Here is a 15,477-nt window from a genome sequence, read left to right on the forward strand (position 1 = left end):
TCTCCGTTCAGCCCAGGGTGCGCGCGGCATCGGCCACGGCCGTGCGGATGCGTGCATAGGTTCCACAGCGGCAGATGTTGCCGGCCATGGCCGCGTCTATCTCCTCGCCGCTGGGCTTCTTGCCCTTGGGCAGCGACTTGAGGAAGGCCGTGGCGCTCATGATCTGCCCGCTCTGGCAGTAGCCGCACTGGGCCACGTCGTGGCGCACCCAGGCATCGCGCACGGCGGTGCCCACGCGGTCGGAGCCCGAGGTCATGGCCTCGATGGTGGTGATCTTCTGGCCCGCGGCCGCCGAGATCGGCGTCACGCAGGAACGTATGGCCTGGCCATTCATGTGCACCGTGCAGGCGCCGCACAGCGCCGCGCCGCAGCCGAACTTGGTGCCGGTCATCTCCAGCGTGTCGCGCAGGGCCCACAGAATGGGCGTCTCGGGGTCCAGGTCCATGGAAACGGTCTTGCCGTTGATGGTGAGATCGGTCATCGCAGTCTCTCCTTGTTGTGGGTCAGTCAGGCAGGGGTGGGGTCCCCGCAGTAGTGTCGTGCGCAGCGGCGGCCCATGGAAGCCGGGCGCCGTCGAGGCGCGAATATAGAAAGAGGCCTTGCTTGCAACTAGTCCTGATTTGCTTGATGCATTGGCAAGTGCAAGTTGCGAATGGGGTGAAGCGGTTGAGTCTCTGGAGTGTTTGGTACTGACGATGTATATACTTTGTTGGTATCTTCACAGGAGTCAATCATGCCCAAGGAAGCCGTTTTCACCATGAAACTGGAAGCCGAGCTGCGCGAAGACTTCATGGCCGAAGCCGCAGGCGAGGACCGGCCCGCATCCCAGGTCATGCGGGAGTTGATGCGCGACTACATTGAGCAGCGCCGCAAGGCCCGTGAATATGACGGCTATCTGCAGCGCAAGGTCGAGGAGGGACGTGCCTCCATGCGCGCTGGACTTGGCCGCTCGAATGAGGAAGTCGAGGCCGAGTTCGCTGCCCGGCGCCGTCAGGTTGCGGCAGACCGTGCGTGAAAGTCATCTGGACGCCGCAGGCGCAGCAGGATCGCGCCGATATCTGGGACTACATCGCAGCTGACAATCCTCGCGCAGCCTTGCGCATGGACCTGCTTTTCAGCGACGCAGCGGCCCGGTTGGCCGCGTATCCCAATATGGGCAAAGCGGGCAGGATTGCCGGCACGCGCGAGCTGATCCCCCATGAAAGCTATCGCCTTGTCTATGAGATCGATGGCACGACGGTCTGGGTGCTGGCCCTGGTGCACACCGCGCGCCAGTGGCCGCCGTTGGAGGATTGACGAGGCGGTGCAAGGTCTTGGCTGTTGACCGTATGATTTGAGAATAATTCTCATTCATAGATTTGCAACGTGTTCCAGTGGAATTCCAGATTCGACAACCAGCTGTGCCTTGCGGCCGGCTGCCGCATGACGCAGGAGCCTGTGGAGGTCCGCGCGCCGGTGTTCCAGGGCCTGCAGATCATCGTGGCCCTCAACAGCAAGGTGCAGGCCGGGGTCAACGGCCGTCTGATGGAGGTGTCCGATGCCGGGGTCTACCTGGTGCTGGCCACGGGCCTGCATGAGGGACTGGACCGCTATGAATCCCACAGCCTTCAGCGCTATGTGCGCATAGGCTTTGACGCCGAGGCGGCGGAGCGCCAGGGCTTCGGGCTCGATCTCATCGCGCGCAGCGGCCACCACTGCTTCAACGACAACGATCTGCTGGTATTGCGCCAGGGGCTGTCGGCCACGGCGCGTGCGCTGGCCACACAGATTCTGGTCTGCCCCTATCAGGGGCCCATGCGTGATCTGTTCCTCAATGCCAAGAGCCTGGAACTGTCGGCTGCCGTGCTCCAGCAGTGCCTGCCGGCGGCGGGCGCGCAGGGGGCTGGCGCCGAGCTGTCACGCGCCGATGTGGAGCGGCTTTGGCATGCGCGCGAGGTGGCCACGGCGCACGCTCGCAGTCCCCTGTCGCTGGCCGAGCTGGCGCGCGAGGCCGGCATCAACGAGCGCAAGCTCACGGCCGGCTTTCGCCAGCTGTTCGGCATGAGCGTGTTCGAGCACCTGCAGCAGCACAGGCTGGAGCAGGCCTACGGCCTGCTGACTTCGGGCGGCTGCTCGGTCACGCAGGTGGCGCTGGAGGTGGGCTACAGCATTGCGCATTTCTCGACGGCCTTTCGCAAGCGCTTCGGCATCGTGCCCAGCGAGTTGTTGCGCTGAGCCGTCTCCGGCTAGCGAAAGCCAAACTCCGGCCAGCGAAAGCGGCGAGCCTTCCTCTTGCCTACAGTCGAATGCAATTGATTTTCATTTGCTTCGAGAGGGTTGAATGTCGCTGCCAGATTCTGCGGACCGGGATGCCGGCCCGCCCCGTTTTTCCATCACATCGATCGCGCTGGCCGTCTGCGTCCTGGGCCCGTGCGCCCTGGCCCGGGCGGCCGAGGAAAGGCTGCCCGAGGTGCAGGTCACGGGCCAGGCGGTCAAGGACCGGCCCACCGAGCTGACGGGCGGCTACGCGGCCCCGGGCGTCTCGGTGGGAACCAAGCTGCCTGCCACGCTCAGAGAGACGCCGCATTCGGTCTCCGTCATCACGCGCCAGCAGATCGAGGACCAGAACCTGCACACGCTGGACGAGATCATGGCGCAGACCCCCGGCGTGACTGTGGACCTGTCGGGCACGGGCGTCATTCCCGCCTTCTATGCGCGCGGCTATCCCATCGAGTACTTCCAGTACGACGGCCTTCCCGTGCAGACAGGCGGCGCTTCCTGGAGCCAGCCTGACATGGTGATGTTCGACCATGTGGAGACGCTGCGTGGCGCTGCGGGCCTGTTCAATGGCGCGGGCCAGCCCGGCGGCGTGATCAATCTGGTGCGCAAGCGCCCCACGGGCGACCGGCGCTTCACGGGCTCGCTGGGCCTGGGCTCCTGGAATGCGGCCCGTGCCGAGATCGACTACAGCACCCCGCTGAACGCCGATGGGTCGGTGCGTGCCCGCCTGGCGGCCGCGCACGACCAGCGCGACTCCCATGTGCGCTATGCCAGCAGCCGGCGCGATTCGCTGTACGGCATCGTCGAGGCCGACCTGGGATCGGCCACCACCGTCTCCTTGGGCGCCGGCCACCAGACGCGCGACTGGGTGCCGCCCATGATGGGCGTGCCGCGCTACGCCGACGGCGGCGACCTGGGGCTGGCACGCAGCACTTTCCTGAGCACGCCCTGGACGCACTGGGACTTCGAGACCACCCAGGTCTTCGCAGACCTCAGCCATTCCATCAATGCCGACTGGCAGCTCAAGCTGGCGGCGGTCTCCGACTGCGAGTCCAGCGCGCTCAAGTACGCCTATGTCTCGGGCGCGGTGGACCGCGCCACGGGCCTGGGTCCCCGCCTGATGGGCGGCGCCAATGACTACGACAACGAACAGCTGTCGCTGGACGCCATGCTCAGCGGGGCCTGGCAGGCCTGGGGCCGGCGCCACGAGGTGGTGCTGGGCGCCAACTGGTACGACCGCGACGCGCGCTCGCAAGGTGGCAGCCTCCCGGGCTTTGGCGGCATTCCCGTCAATGTGTTCGACTTCGACCCGGCCGCCTACGCCGATCCGGGCGCCGTGCAGTGGACATCGGACTCGCGATCGCGCACGCGCCAGTACGGCATCTATGGCGCCGCGCGGCTGAAGCTGGCCGATCCGCTGACCCTGCTGCTGGGGGGGCGCTGGAGCTGGTGGCGCACCGACTCCGTCAACCAGCGCACGGGCGCGCAGACGGCGGACTACCGGCAGGACGGCCGCTTCACGCCCTACGCGGGCCTGGTCTTCGATCTGGACTCCCGCTGGTCGCTCTACACCAGCTATGCCGACATCTTCCGCGTGCAGAGCAACTACCGGGGCGAGGATGGCGGCGGACTGCCGCCCGTGGTCGGCGCCAACTACGAGGCCGGCATCAAGGGCTCGCTCAACGATGGCCGGCTGCAGGTGGCGCTGGCGGCCTTCCGCATCGTCGAGAGCAACCGCGCCGTGGCCGTGTCGCCCGTCATCGTGGACAGCTGCTGCTACGCCGCGCAGGGCAAGGTGCAGAGCCAGGGCTTCGACGCCGAGCTGGCGGGACAGATCGCCCCGGGCTGGCAGGCCATGGCCGGCTACACCTACAACACCAGCGAATACAAGCGCGATCCCAGCTATCAGGGCCAGTCCTTCAGGACCTTCAGCCCCCGGCATCTGCTGCGGCTGTGGACCACATACCGGCTGCCGGGCGCGCTCAACGCCTGGGATGTGGGCGGCGGCATCAACGTCCAAAGCGGCACCTACAGCGAGGGCGGCAAGCCCCTTGTTCGAGCCACCCAGGGCGGCTACGCCACGGCCAGCCTGCGCGTGGGCTACCGCATCAGCCCGCAGTGGAGTGCGGCGCTGAACGTCAGCAATCTGTTCGACCGCAGCTACTACACGCGCCTGGGCAGCGGCGGATTCGGGCCGGCCAACTTCGGCAATGTCTATGGCGAGCCGCGCAATGTGCAGGTGAGCTTGCGCGGCCGGTTTTGACCCCCTGAGCCGCTTTGTGGCGTCCCCCTGAGGGAGACGGCAGCCTCGCTGCGGGGCGTTGCGGCCGGCTCAGGCCCTTGCTTGCTGTCCCAGGCTTTGGGGCGCGCCGGTTGCATTGGGTATGCCGGCAACGACTGAGAGAAGAAAACATATGCAAATACGGACAGGAATGCGGCGCGGGTTGCGCGCTGCGGTGGCGGCGCTGGCGCTTTGGAGTGGGCTGGCCCAGGCCTTGACCGTGACGGACATGGCGGGGCGCAGCGTGCAGGTGCCGGACCGCGTGCAGCGCGTGCTGTTGGGCGAGGGGCGCATGGTCTACACCATGGCCCTGCTGGAAGGCCGGCAGGCGGTGGAGCGCGTGGCGGGTTGGCAGGGGGATTTCCGCCTGCTCGATACCCAGGGCTATGCGGCTTTCTCCAAGGCCTTTCCTGCCATGGAGAAACTGCCGCTGGTCGGCGGCGCCACGCCCGAAAGTTTCAACGTGGAACAGGCCTTGGCCGTGCGTCCCGACGTGGCCTTCATGGCCGTCTCGGGCGGTCACGGGCCCGCGCCCGACAGCGAGGCCGTGCGCCAGCTGCAGGCGGCGGGCGTGCCTGTGGTCTTTGTGGATTTCAGCCAGCATCCGCTGACCCATACCGTGCCCAGCCTGCGCCTGATGGGCCAGGTGCTGGGCCGCCAGCAGCGCGCCGAGGACTTCATCGCCTTCTACGAGCAGCGCATCGAGCGCGTGCGCCAGCGAGTCGCGGCGGCGCGCCAGAAGGACGGATTCCAGCGGCCCGCCATCTTCATCGACATGCTGGCCGGTCTGCGCGACTGCTGCGGCTCGCCGGGCAAGGGCAATTTCGGGGAAATGGTGGAGCTGGCCGGTGGCGACAACATCGGCGCCGGCCGCATTCCCGGTCCCATCGGTACGCTGAACCTCGAATATGTGCTGTCGCGCGATCCTGCCGTCTATGTGGCCACGGGCGTCTTCGCCAGTGGCCAGGGCGGCGTGACGCTGGGCTACCAGGCCACGCCTGCCCAGGCGCAGGCCAGCCTGGCGACGGTGGCGCAGCGTGCCCAAACGCGCGAGCTGTCCGCCGTCCGAAAGGGGCGCGTGCACGGCCTGTGGCACATCTTCTACGACTCGCCAGAGCATGTGATTGCCGTCGAGGCGCTGGCCAAGTGGCTGCATCCCGAACTCTTTGCCGACATCGACCCGCTGCGCACGCGGCGTGAGCTGTACGAGCGCTTCATGCCGATTCCGATGACCGGCGTGCTGCTGACCGACCTGCCTTCCGGGGCCGGCCGATGAGCGCGGCCATGGAGGCCAGTGCCGTGGCGGCAGAGGCGGGCGCTGCGGCGGCCGGTGCCGCGCAGCGCTACCGCCGCCGCCATGCCCGCCACGGGCTGGTGCTGGCGCTGCTGGCCCTGGCGCTGCTGGCCAGCCTGGCACTGGACGTGGCCACCGGCCCGTCGGGCATGGGGCTGGCACGGCTGTGGCAGGTGCTCGGCGATCCGGGTAGCGTGTCGCGCGTGGAGGCCGTCATCGTCTGGAACGTGCGCCTGCCCTATGCGCTGATGGCCGTGCTGGTGGGTGCGGCGCTGGCGCTGGCTGGCGCGGAGATGCAGACCGTGCTGGCCAATGCGCTGGCCAGCCCGTTCACGCTGGGCGTGTCGGCGGCCGCCGCCTTTGGCGCGGCCCTGGCCATCGTGCTGGGACTGGGCGTGCCGGGCGTGCCGGCGCAGTACGTGGTGTCTCTCAACGCCTTCCTCTTCGCGCTGCTGTCGGTGGGCCTGCTGTACGGGCTGGCCATGTGGCGCGGATTTGGCGTGCAAAGCCTGGTGCTGTTCGGCATCGCCCTGGTGTTCAGCTTCAACGCCCTGGTGGCACTGCTGCAGTTCGTGGCCGACCAGAACACCTTGCAGCAGCTGGTCTTCTGGACCCTGGGCAGCCTGGCACGCGCCTCCTGGGACCGGATTGCCGTCATGGCCGCCGTGCTGGCGCTGTGCCTGCCCTGGTCCTGGAGCCAGAGCTGGTCGCTGACCGCGCTCACGCTGGGCGAGGACCGCGCGCGCAGCCTGGGCGTGCCGGTCACGGCGCTGAGAGGCTGGGCGCTGCTGCGCATCAGCCTGCTGTCGGGCGTGGCCGTCTCCTTCGTGGGCACCATAGGATTCGTGGGGCTGATCGCACCGCACATCGCGCGCATGCTGGTGGGCGACGACCACCGCGTGCTGCTGCCGGCCTCGGCGCTGGCGGGGGCACTGATCCTGTCCATGGCCTCGGTGGCCAGCAAGACGCTGATCGAGGGCGTGCTGGTGCCCGTGGGCATCGTGACCTCGCTGGTGGGCATTCCCTTTTTCATGGCCATCGTTGCCCGCACGGGCCGGCAGGAGCGCTGAGCATGCCATTCCGCGACGCGCTGCATGTCAGCGATGTGCACATGGGCTATGGCGCAGCACCCGTGCTGCGCGGTGCCACTCTGGGGCCCTTGGCTGCGGGTTCGGTCAATGCGCTGGTGGGGCCCAATGGCGCAGGCAAATCCACGCTGCTGCGCGGCATTGCAGGCTTGCAGCGCATGCGCGGCGAGGTCCGCCTGGGCACGGCGCTGCTGTCTTCCCAGCCGCCGGTGCAGCGCGCGCGCCAAGTGGTCTATGTGCCCCAAAGCCTGCCCGAACGCTCGCGACTGGCGGTGTTCGAGTCCGTGCTCAGCGCGGCCATGGCCGGCGAGCCCGCACAGGCGGCCCGTGGCTGGCCGTTGGCCGGCACGCATGAGGCCGAGACCGCCGTGGAGCAGGTGCTGCAGCGCCTGGAGCTGACGGCCCTGGCCGACCGGCCGCTGGCTGCGCTGTCGGGTGGCCAGCGCCAGATGGTGGGTCTGGCCCAGGCCCTGGTGCGCCGTCCGCGCCTGCTGCTGCTCGACGAGCCGACCAGCGCCCTGGACCTCTACCACCAGCACCGCGTGCTGGACGTGGTGACCGAGATCGCACACGAGCGGCAACTGGTGGTGCTGGCCGTGCTGCACGACATCAACCTGGCCATGGGCTGGGCAGACCGGATCATGGTGCTGGACCAGGGCCGCGTGGTGCGTGCCGGCAGCCCTGTCGAGGTGGTGGACAGCGCCCTGCTGCACGAGGTCTACCGCGTGCAGGCTGTCGTGGAAACGGTCAACGGCCGGCGTCTGGTCGCCGTGAGGCACGCGCTGGGCGGCCGTGGGCAGGAGCCGTCATGAGCACCTCGCTGGAACGTTGGATGGTATCGCGCTCGCGCGCGCAGCTGGCGGCCACGGTGGCCTGCGGGCTGCTGGCCCAGGCCATGCTGGTGGTGCACGCGCTGTGCCTTGCTCGACTGCTGGCCCAGGCCATGGAGGGTGCGTCGCTGCATCCCTGGCTGGCGATCGGTCTGGCGGCCCTGGTGCTGCGCGGCGTTCTGGTGTGGCTGGAAGAGTGGTGGGCGCAGCAGGTGGGCATGCGCACGCGCGCCGTGCTGCGCGAACGCCTGCTGGCCCGGTTGATGCGCCTGGGGCCGGCCTGGGCTGAGGCCCGCCCCACGGGTGAGCTGCAGGCCACGCTGTTTGCGGCGGTCGATGCCGTGCAGGTCCATGCCAGCCGCCATGTTCCCAGCCTGCTGGGAGCCGTGCTCGGCTGCGCGCTGGCGCTGGGCGCCCTGGCATGGGTGGACGCGGGCTGCGCGCTGCTGCTGGCCGTGTTCGTGCTGGGCCAGCCGCTGCTGGACCGGCTGTGGCTGCGCCGGCACATGCCCGGGGCCAGCGGCGTCATGGCGGCCCTGGCTGCCTTTGGGGCGCAGCTGCTGGACAGCCTGCGCGGCATGGAGACGCTATGGGCCTTTGGCGCCTCGGCGCGCTGGCGCATGCGTCTGGCCGAACAGGCCGCTCGCCTGCGTGCCGAGTCCATGCACACGCTGCGCGCCACCTTGCTGCGCACCGGCCTGACGCGTTTCGTTGGCCTGGCCGGCATGGCCAGTGTCCTGGGGTGGGGCAGCTGGCAACTGGGCCAGAGCCGGCTGGATGCGGCATCGCTGCTGGCCGTGCTGCTGCTGTCGCGTGAGGCCTTCAGGCCGCTGGAGCGGCTGGAGAAAGCCTTTCATGCGGCCTGGGCCGCGCGCGACGGCCTGCATGCCATCGACGCGCTGCTGCACGCGCCGCTGCCCGTGCCTGAGCCGCAGCGGCCCGGGCCTGCTCCTGCAGACGGCCGCATCTCGCTGAGTGGGGTGTGCTTTGCCCATGACCAGGGGCAGGAGCCGGGGCGGCCCGAGGTGCTGCGCGGGCTGGACCTGGATATCGCCGATGGTGAATGGGTGGCGCTGGTGGGGCCTTCGGGCGTCGGCAAGTCCACGCTGCTGTCGCTGCTGTGGCGCGCCGCCGATCCCCGGCGCGGCATGGTCTGCCTGGGCGGCCGGGACCTGCGGGAGCTGAGCCTGGCGCAGTTGCGCTCCAGGGTCGCCCTGGTCGCCCAGGACACGCTGCTGTTCAGCGGCAGCCTGGAGGACAACCTGCGCATGGCCAGCCCCCAGGCCTGCCTCCGCGACATCGAGGCTGTCCTGCGTGATGTGCAACTGGCCGATCTGGTGGACAGCCTGCCCCAAGGCCTGCAGACCGAGGTGGGCGAATTCGGCGCGCACCTGTCGGGCGGGCAGCGCCAGCGGCTGGCCCTGGCGCGTGCGTTGCTGAGGCGTGCGCCCGTGCTGCTGCTGGACGAGCCCACATCCAGCGCAGATCCACGCACGGAGCAGGCCTTGCTGCAGGTGTTGCGGCCATTGCGGGGCCGCCGCACTCTCGTCATGGCCGCGCACCGCCTGGAGACGGCGCGCGAGGCGGACCGCATCGTGGTATTGGAAAACGGCCGGGTGGCCGAACAGGGCACGCACGATGATCTGCTGCGCCGCGGCGGCCGCTATGCACGGCTCTGGGCGGCGTCGCAGGCCAAGAGGACGACGGAGGAGGCCGCATGATCCGCGATGAATCCCGCAGCTGGGCCGGCCTGCTGGCGCCGGTGGCGTCGCACAAGCGCCTGCTGGCAGCGGCGTTGCTGGCCGCCGCACTGGCGCAGGCTACCGTGGTCGGCGCCTGGGTGCTGGCTGCCTGGATTGCCGGACAGGCCGCCATGGGCGCGCCGTGGACTGCGCTGCAACCGGCACTGGGCGCATTGGCCTTGACGGCGCTGGTGACCGCGCTCAGCCAATGGTGGCAGGCCCATGCCTCCCATGCACTGGCGTTTGCGTTGATAGAAACACTGCAGCTGGGCATCTACGACGGGCTGGAGCGGGGCGCAGGCAATGCGGCCGGCCCGCAGCGCAGCGGCGACATCGCCGCCACGGCCACGGCCGACGCCGAGCTGATGGAGCACTTCTACGCCCACATGCTGGGCGAGCTGTCCGGCGCCCTGTGCGTGCCGCTGGTGGCACTGGGCCTGCTGGCCTGGCTGCATCCGCTGCTCGCCCTGGCCTGGCTGCCCTTTGTTGCCTTGCCGGTGCTGGTGTCCTGGTGGCTGGCCGGCAAGGCGCAGCGGCAGGCCAGGGCGCTGGCAGCGGCCCAGGGCGAACTCAATGCCGATGTGGTGGAAGGCCTGCGCGGGCTGCGTGAACTGGCGCTGCTGGAGGCTGGCCCGCGCTGGCTGGCACGCATGCGTGCCAAGGCTGCGGCGCTGTCCCCGCAGGTGCGCAGGCATGCGTCGCTTGCTGCGGGCCAACTGGCCGCCGCGGACCCGTTGCCGGCCGTGTCGGCCCTGGCCATGGCTGCCGTGGCCGCCTGGCTGCTGGACCAGGGGCATATCGATGCCGCTTGGCTGCCGGCCGTGGTGGTACTGGCCGGCATGGCGCTGGCGCCGCTGGCCGAAGTGGCGCAGGCCGCGCGCAGGCTGGGCGATGTGAAGGCTGGTGCCGACCGCATCGTGCAACTGCTGCGCCAGCCCCGGCGCATTGCGGACAGCGGAACCCGTGAGGCGCCGGCCACGGCGTCGCTGGACTTCTGCGGTGTGCATTGGCAGCGTGGCGGCGTACCCGTGCTGCGCGGACTGGACCTGTCCCTGCGGCCTGGCGAAATGGTGGCCCTGGCCGGCGCGTCCGGCGCCGGCAAAAGCAGCTGCGTGCAGCTGTTGCAACGCCTGGGCGAGCCCGACGCCGGCAGCCTGCGCATGGGCGGCATGGACATTCGTGAAATGCCGCTGGCCGTGCTGCGGCAGCAACTTGCCGTGGTCCGCCAGGAGGTGCATTTGTTCGACATCTCCATCGCCGACAACATCCGCCTGGGCCGGCCTGACGCCAGCGATGACGAGGTACAGCAGGCTGCCATGCTGGCGCAGGCCCATGGCTTCATCAGCGGGCTGCCGCAAGGCCATGCCACGCGCTGTGGCGAACAAGGCATGCGCCTGTCGGGGGGCCAGCGCCAGCGCATCGCCCTGGCGCGCGCTCTGCTGACCGGTGCCCCCGTGCTGGTGCTGGACGAGGCTTCCTCCCATCTCGACAGCGAAAGCGAGCAAGCCCTGCTGCGTGCGCTGGACGCCTTGCGCGAGCACCGTACCGTGCTGCTCATCGCCCACCGGCCCGCCATGCTGGCCCGCGCCGACCGCGTGGCTATGCTGGAGGGCGGCCGCATCGTGGAGCAGGGCACCCACCGGGAGCTGCTCGCGCGCCAGGGCGCCTATGCCAGCCTCATGGCGGCGGATGCCTGATCCCTCAGTGCACAAACCCACCCTTGATGAACCGCACGGGCTCGGCATCCATGCGAGCGATCAGGGCCCCGAGGCCATCGGATGAGCCATCGGACGGGCCGGCGGTTGCCGCAGCGGCCGTCGTCGCCTCGACCGTCGTCCTCGCGGGCGTGTCCGTGCGGCAGACCAGGTCGTCCTCCGACCAGCCCTGGGCGCCCGGACGCGATAGCGCGCGCAGCCAGCCGCTGCGGTCGCCCAGCCATTGCATGCCCTGCAGCTGCTCCGAGCCGCTGAGCAGGGCCATGGCCTGCCAGGCGCGCGGGTCGTTGACGGTGCAGTCCAGTGCGCTGGCGGTGCGGTTGCCGCCATCGGGCGACAGCTGCAGGCTGACCAGGCGCGGGTCTTCCTGCACCGGGCCGCTGCCTGCCACCACCCTCAACCGCTGCTGGCGGCTTTGCCAGGTGCTCAGGCGGCGTGCGGGCTGGCCTGCGCACTGCACGGCCATGTCGGGAAGGCCCACGGGATAGGGCCAGTTGCCGGCGATCTGCAGCATCTGGCCTGCGGCGCGGGCCTTCATGAAGTCGATCAGGGCCCAGGCGTCGTCGCTGGACAGCCGGTCGGCCTGGCCGTGTGCCCGTGCGCCATCGCCAGACTCCACGGGGCGGCGGTCATGAAGAATGGCCCAGAGCAATTCCCCATCGGCGCGGCGCCACAACAGCGGGCTGGTGAAGTTGGGGGGCCAGACCGGCTGGCTGGCGGCCAGCGGGCCGTGGCCCCGGCCATCGGCACCGTGGCAGGCCGTGCAGTGCTGGGCATAGACGGCGCCGCCGCGCGCAATGCTCTCCACGCTGAAGCCCGTGGGCGAGGCATGGAAGCTGGTGGCATGCGCGGGCACCAGGATCAGGTCGGCACGCGGCCAGGGGGCCAGCAGCAGGGCGAGCGCGGCCAGCGCGGTCAGCACCAGGGCCGGCAGGCGGATGCGGCGCAGAACCAGGGCCAGCACCAGCAAAACGATGGCGGTGGCCACGGCCGCCAGCGACCACATCAGGCCCCGGGCCTGGCCCAGGTCGATCAGCAGGTTTTCGCCGGACAGGCGCAGGGCCCAGGGCCAGGCGGGCTGCCCATCCACCGTGCCGGCCAGGCCCAGGCCATGCAGCAGCTGCAGCAGGCCGACCTGGGCCTGCTGCATGGCGCCGATCAAGGGGTTGAGCCAGTCGGGGGAGTCGCTGCGTTGCATCGGAGGCGGGCGCTACCAGGTCTGGTCCAGGCCCAGGTGGCGCAGGGCCTCGTGGCGCAACTCGGACAGGCGGGCGTGGCCGCGCTGGCGCGGGTAGGGCAGGTCCACATCGATCTCGGCCACGATGCGGGCGGGCCGCTGGCTGAAGACCAGCACGCGGTGGGCCAGGAAGAGGGCCTCTTCCACATCGTGCGTAACCAGCAGCACGGAAAAGCCTGCGCGCTGCCAGATCTTGAGGATCTCGCTTTGCATGGCCAGCCGCGTCAGCGAGTCGAGCTTGCCCAGCGGTTCGTCCAGGATCAGCAGGCGCGGGTCGTTGACCAGGGCGCGCGCCAGGGCCGCGCGCTGGGCCATGCCGCCCGACAGCTGGTGGGGATGGCTGTCCGCGAAATCCTCCAGCCCCACCAGGCGCAGGGCCTCGTCGATGCGGTGGGCCTGGCTGTCCAGCAGGCCGCGTGCCTGCAGGCCCAGGGCCACGTTGCCGCGCACCGTGCGCCAGGGAAACAGCGTGGGGTCCTGGAAGACGACGATGCGCGAGGGATCGGGCTCGGTGATGGCCGTGCCGTCCTGCGCCACGGCGCCGGCCGTGGGCGCGTCCAGCCCGGCCACCAGGCGCAGCAGCGTGGACTTGCCGCAGCCGCTGGGGCCCAGCAGGGCGACGAACTCGCCAGGCCGCACCTGTAGGCTGACCTCGTCGAGCACCTGCAGCGCGCCCTGTCCCTGGCCGAACCAGTGGCTGACGGCCTGCACATCGATGGCCGCGCCGGCTAGGGCCGCCCCTGCTAGGGCCGCCCCTGCGATGGCGGGCGTGGCTGCGGCGTTGGCGGCGTGTTCTGCGGCAATCACCATTTGACGGTTCCCTTCTGCCACGACAGCGTGCGGTCGCGCACGGTGAACAGCAGCGTGATCAGGCCCGAGCACAGCACGGCCATGACCAGCAGCGCCGTGTACATGTTGGCGTAGGCTGCCCAGCCCTGGGCCCACTGCAGATACCAGCCCAGGCCGGCCTTCACGCCCATCATCTCGGCCGTGATCAGCACCGAGAACGAGGCGCCCAGCCCCATGAACAGGCCCACGAAGACCTGGGGCAGGGCGGCCGGGATGGCCACGCGCAGCACCAGGAACCAGGGCGATGCGCCCAGCGTGCGCGCCACGTCGTAGTAGCTCTTGCTGACCGATGCCACGCCCGACCAGGTCAGCACGGCCACCGGAAAGAACGTGGCCAGCGCCACCAGGAACACGGCTGCCGAGTAGCTCGACGGCGCGAAGAAAAAGGCCAGCGGCAGCAGGGCCGAGGCGGGCACCGGCCCCAGGAAGCGCAGCAGCGGATGCACCCAGTAGCCCGCGATGCGCGACCAGCCTATCCACACGCCCGTGAGAAACCCGATCACCGCGCCGAACACGATGCCGTTGAGCAGCAGCCGCAGCGAATACAGCGTGGACAGGCCCAGGCGCTGCCAGTCCTCATGGACAACGTCGATCAGGCTTTGCGGTGGTGCAAAGAAGGGCGGCGGCAGCGCGCCGAGCTTGGCCGTCAGCGTCTCCCACAGCGCCAGCAGCAGCGGCGCCGCCACCAGCCAGGCACCGGCCGGGCGCAGCCAGCGGTCGATGCGCCGTGCTGCCCGTACGGGTCGCACAGGCAGCACGGCCGATGCCAGCAGCAACAGGGACACGGCCAGGGCGGCAATGCCGAACTCCTGCGTGAATGCCCATTCGCTGAAGCCGATCTCCTTGTTGGGCCACAGCAGGGTCAGCATGCCCAGGCCGGCCCAGGCGGCGGCGGCCAGCAGGCCGGTGCGCCAGGGGCCTGCCTTGCGCGTGCCCTGCGCCTGTTCCCGTTCCCGTTCCAGGCCGGGTGCGGCATCCGTGGCGCCCAGGCGCCAGCGTGGTCTTGCGGTGCTCATGCGAGGACGTCCAGCGTGATGTGGCTGGCAAAGCGGCCAGGGTCGGTCTGCTTCTTGAGCACGCCGGCCGTGCGGAAGTCGGCCGCAAAGGCCTGGACCTCGTCGCGCAGCGGCTTGCCGTGCGGATGGTGCTTGAAGGTCAGCTCGGCCAGCAGGCGCTGCAGGTCCTCGACAGGCACCTTGGGCGAGTACTTGGCAAAGATCTTCGCCGTTTCGTTGGGGTTCTCGGCGATGTAGTCCGAGGCCTGGGTCAGCGCGCGCACCACGCTGGCCGCAGCGGGCTTGTTGGCCCGGGCGAACTTTGCACCTGCGCCGATCACGCAGCAAATGCTTTCGGCGTACTCGTTCTTGGCGCTGTTGCCCAGTTCGAGGAAGGTGCCGGGGTTGCGTTTCTCGATCAGGTAGAGATTCGGGTCGCCGTCGGCAATGGCCTGGATTTCGCCCTTCTTGGCGGCCACATCCAGCAGGTCGGCCGGGTAGACGCGCCATTCGATGTCCTTGTCCACATCCAGGCCGCGCTTGGCCAGGTGGATGGAATAGAACTGCTTGGCCGGGCTGTTGAGATCGGCCACGCCGATGGTCTTGCCCTTGAGCGTGCTGGGGTCCAGCGTGACGCCGGCCGACTTCAGTCCCACCAGGCGCAGGCAGCCGCCGTGCACGCTGCCGATGAGCTTGACATCCAGCCCCGCCTCCAGCGGCTTGATCCAGCGGTGGATCAGGCCCGCGCCTGCATCGGCCTTGCCCGTGGCCAGCGCCTCCAGCAACTGGTCGGCCGAGCCGCCCCAGTTCAGCAGTTCCACGTCCAGGCCGTTGCGCTCGAAAAAGCCGCGCTCCAGCGCCACGGGAATGGGCGAATGGCAGAAGCTGGCCTGGCTCCAGGCAAAGGTGATCTTCTGGCGCGGCTGCGCCCCGGCGCGGCCGCTGAACCAGGCGGCCGAGCCCAGCGCGCCGGCTGCGGCGCCGGCGCGGATCAGGGCGCGGCGCGAGAGCGAGGGCTCGGTCGCCTCGGGAGCATCGAGCGCCCCGAAAGCACCGCAATCGGCGCCATGGGCGCAGCGGCTGTCCTGGGTCCTGTCGATCTCGGTCTGGGTCTTGCGGGTCATGGAACTCCCTCCAAAGCAGTTTCGGGACTGCCGATGCTGTCCGCTGAGTGCCGTGTTTCCAAC

The 15,477-nt window shown here is 69.7% G+C and carries 14 protein-coding genes; 9 read left to right on the top strand and 5 right to left on the bottom strand.

Going from position 1 to position 15,477, the window contains the following annotated elements; all coding sequences use genetic code 11:
* Nucleotides 1-7: 7 nt before the first annotated feature.
* Nucleotides 8-481, bottom strand: a complete 474-nt coding sequence (locus tag IB269_RS23135) for a (2Fe-2S)-binding protein (protein ID WP_012207419.1) — start codon at nucleotides 479-481, stop codon at nucleotides 8-10.
* 252 nt (nucleotides 482-733) lie between these two features.
* On the opposite strand from IB269_RS23135, the gene IB269_RS23140 reads away from it, so the two are divergent.
* From IB269_RS23140 to IB269_RS23180, 9 genes are all read left to right on the top strand, one after another.
* Nucleotides 734-1,015: a CopG family ribbon-helix-helix protein gene (locus IB269_RS23140; protein WP_043822143.1), complete on the top strand. Its 282-nt coding sequence runs from the start codon at nucleotides 734-736 to the stop codon at nucleotides 1,013-1,015.
* A complete protein-coding gene (locus IB269_RS23145) occupies nucleotides 1,012-1,296 on the top strand; it encodes a type II toxin-antitoxin system RelE/ParE family toxin (RefSeq protein WP_192368428.1) in 285 nt (94 codons plus the stop codon). Before IB269_RS23140 ends, IB269_RS23145 begins: the two co-directional genes overlap by 4 nt.
* Nucleotides 1,297-1,365: 69 nt before the next feature.
* Nucleotides 1,366-2,214 carry a helix-turn-helix transcriptional regulator gene (locus tag IB269_RS29275; RefSeq protein ID WP_051940991.1) on the top strand — a complete coding sequence of 283 codons (849 nt, stop codon included), beginning with the start codon at nucleotides 1,366-1,368 and terminating at the stop codon, nucleotides 2,212-2,214.
* A gap of 106 nt (nucleotides 2,215-2,320) precedes the next feature.
* Nucleotides 2,321-4,522 carry a TonB-dependent siderophore receptor gene (locus IB269_RS23155; RefSeq protein WP_192368429.1) on the top strand — a complete coding sequence of 734 codons (2,202 nt, stop codon included), beginning with the start codon at nucleotides 2,321-2,323 and terminating at the stop codon, nucleotides 4,520-4,522.
* Nucleotides 4,523-4,673: 151 nt separating this feature from the next.
* A complete protein-coding gene (locus IB269_RS23160) occupies nucleotides 4,674-5,816 on the top strand; it encodes an ABC transporter substrate-binding protein (protein WP_192368430.1) in 1,143 nt (380 codons plus the stop codon).
* Nucleotides 5,813-6,904: a FecCD family ABC transporter permease gene (locus IB269_RS23165; protein ID WP_192368431.1), complete on the top strand. Its 1,092-nt coding sequence runs from the start codon at nucleotides 5,813-5,815 to the stop codon at nucleotides 6,902-6,904. The genes IB269_RS23160 and IB269_RS23165 overlap by 4 nt, the downstream gene beginning before the upstream one ends.
* A gap of 2 nt (nucleotides 6,905-6,906) precedes the next feature.
* On the top strand, nucleotides 6,907-7,734 hold the full coding sequence (locus tag IB269_RS23170) for an ABC transporter ATP-binding protein (RefSeq protein WP_192368432.1): 828 nt from the start codon (nucleotides 6,907-6,909) through the stop codon (nucleotides 7,732-7,734).
* Nucleotides 7,731-9,473, top strand: a complete 1,743-nt coding sequence (locus tag IB269_RS23175) for an ABC transporter ATP-binding protein (RefSeq protein WP_192368433.1) — start codon at nucleotides 7,731-7,733, stop codon at nucleotides 9,471-9,473. Before IB269_RS23170 ends, IB269_RS23175 begins: the two co-directional genes overlap by 4 nt.
* Nucleotides 9,470-11,191: an ABC transporter ATP-binding protein gene (locus IB269_RS23180; RefSeq protein ID WP_192368434.1), complete on the top strand. Its 1,722-nt coding sequence runs from the start codon at nucleotides 9,470-9,472 to the stop codon at nucleotides 11,189-11,191. The genes IB269_RS23175 and IB269_RS23180 overlap by 4 nt, the downstream gene beginning before the upstream one ends.
* Before the next feature lie 4 nt (nucleotides 11,192-11,195).
* Here IB269_RS23180 and IB269_RS23185 read toward each other — a convergent pair whose 3' ends face one another.
* From IB269_RS23185 to IB269_RS23200, 4 genes are read right to left on the bottom strand one after another with little or no spacing between them, the layout of a single operon-like run.
* Nucleotides 11,196-12,407 carry a c-type cytochrome gene (locus tag IB269_RS23185; protein WP_192368435.1) on the bottom strand — a complete coding sequence of 404 codons (1,212 nt, stop codon included), beginning with the start codon at nucleotides 12,405-12,407 and terminating at the stop codon, nucleotides 11,196-11,198.
* Between the two features lie 12 nt (nucleotides 12,408-12,419).
* Nucleotides 12,420-13,256 carry an ABC transporter ATP-binding protein gene (locus IB269_RS23190; protein WP_012207417.1) on the bottom strand — a complete coding sequence of 279 codons (837 nt, stop codon included), beginning with the start codon at nucleotides 13,254-13,256 and terminating at the stop codon, nucleotides 12,420-12,422.
* Nucleotides 13,250-14,311 carry an ABC transporter permease gene (locus tag IB269_RS23195; RefSeq protein WP_192368436.1) on the bottom strand — a complete coding sequence of 354 codons (1,062 nt, stop codon included), beginning with the start codon at nucleotides 14,309-14,311 and terminating at the stop codon, nucleotides 13,250-13,252. The genes IB269_RS23190 and IB269_RS23195 overlap by 7 nt, the downstream gene beginning before the upstream one ends.
* A complete protein-coding gene (locus IB269_RS23200; RefSeq protein ID WP_099752941.1) occupies nucleotides 14,308-15,414 on the bottom strand; it encodes an ABC transporter substrate-binding protein in 1,107 nt (368 codons plus the stop codon). Before IB269_RS23200 ends, IB269_RS23195 begins: the two co-directional genes overlap by 4 nt.
* Between the last annotated feature and the right edge of the window lie 63 nt (nucleotides 15,415-15,477).

Origin of the sequence: Delftia sp. DLF01 (assembly GCF_014852125.1) — a bacterium.
Lineage (GTDB): Bacteria > Pseudomonadota > Gammaproteobacteria > Burkholderiales > Burkholderiaceae_C > Comamonas > Comamonas acidovorans.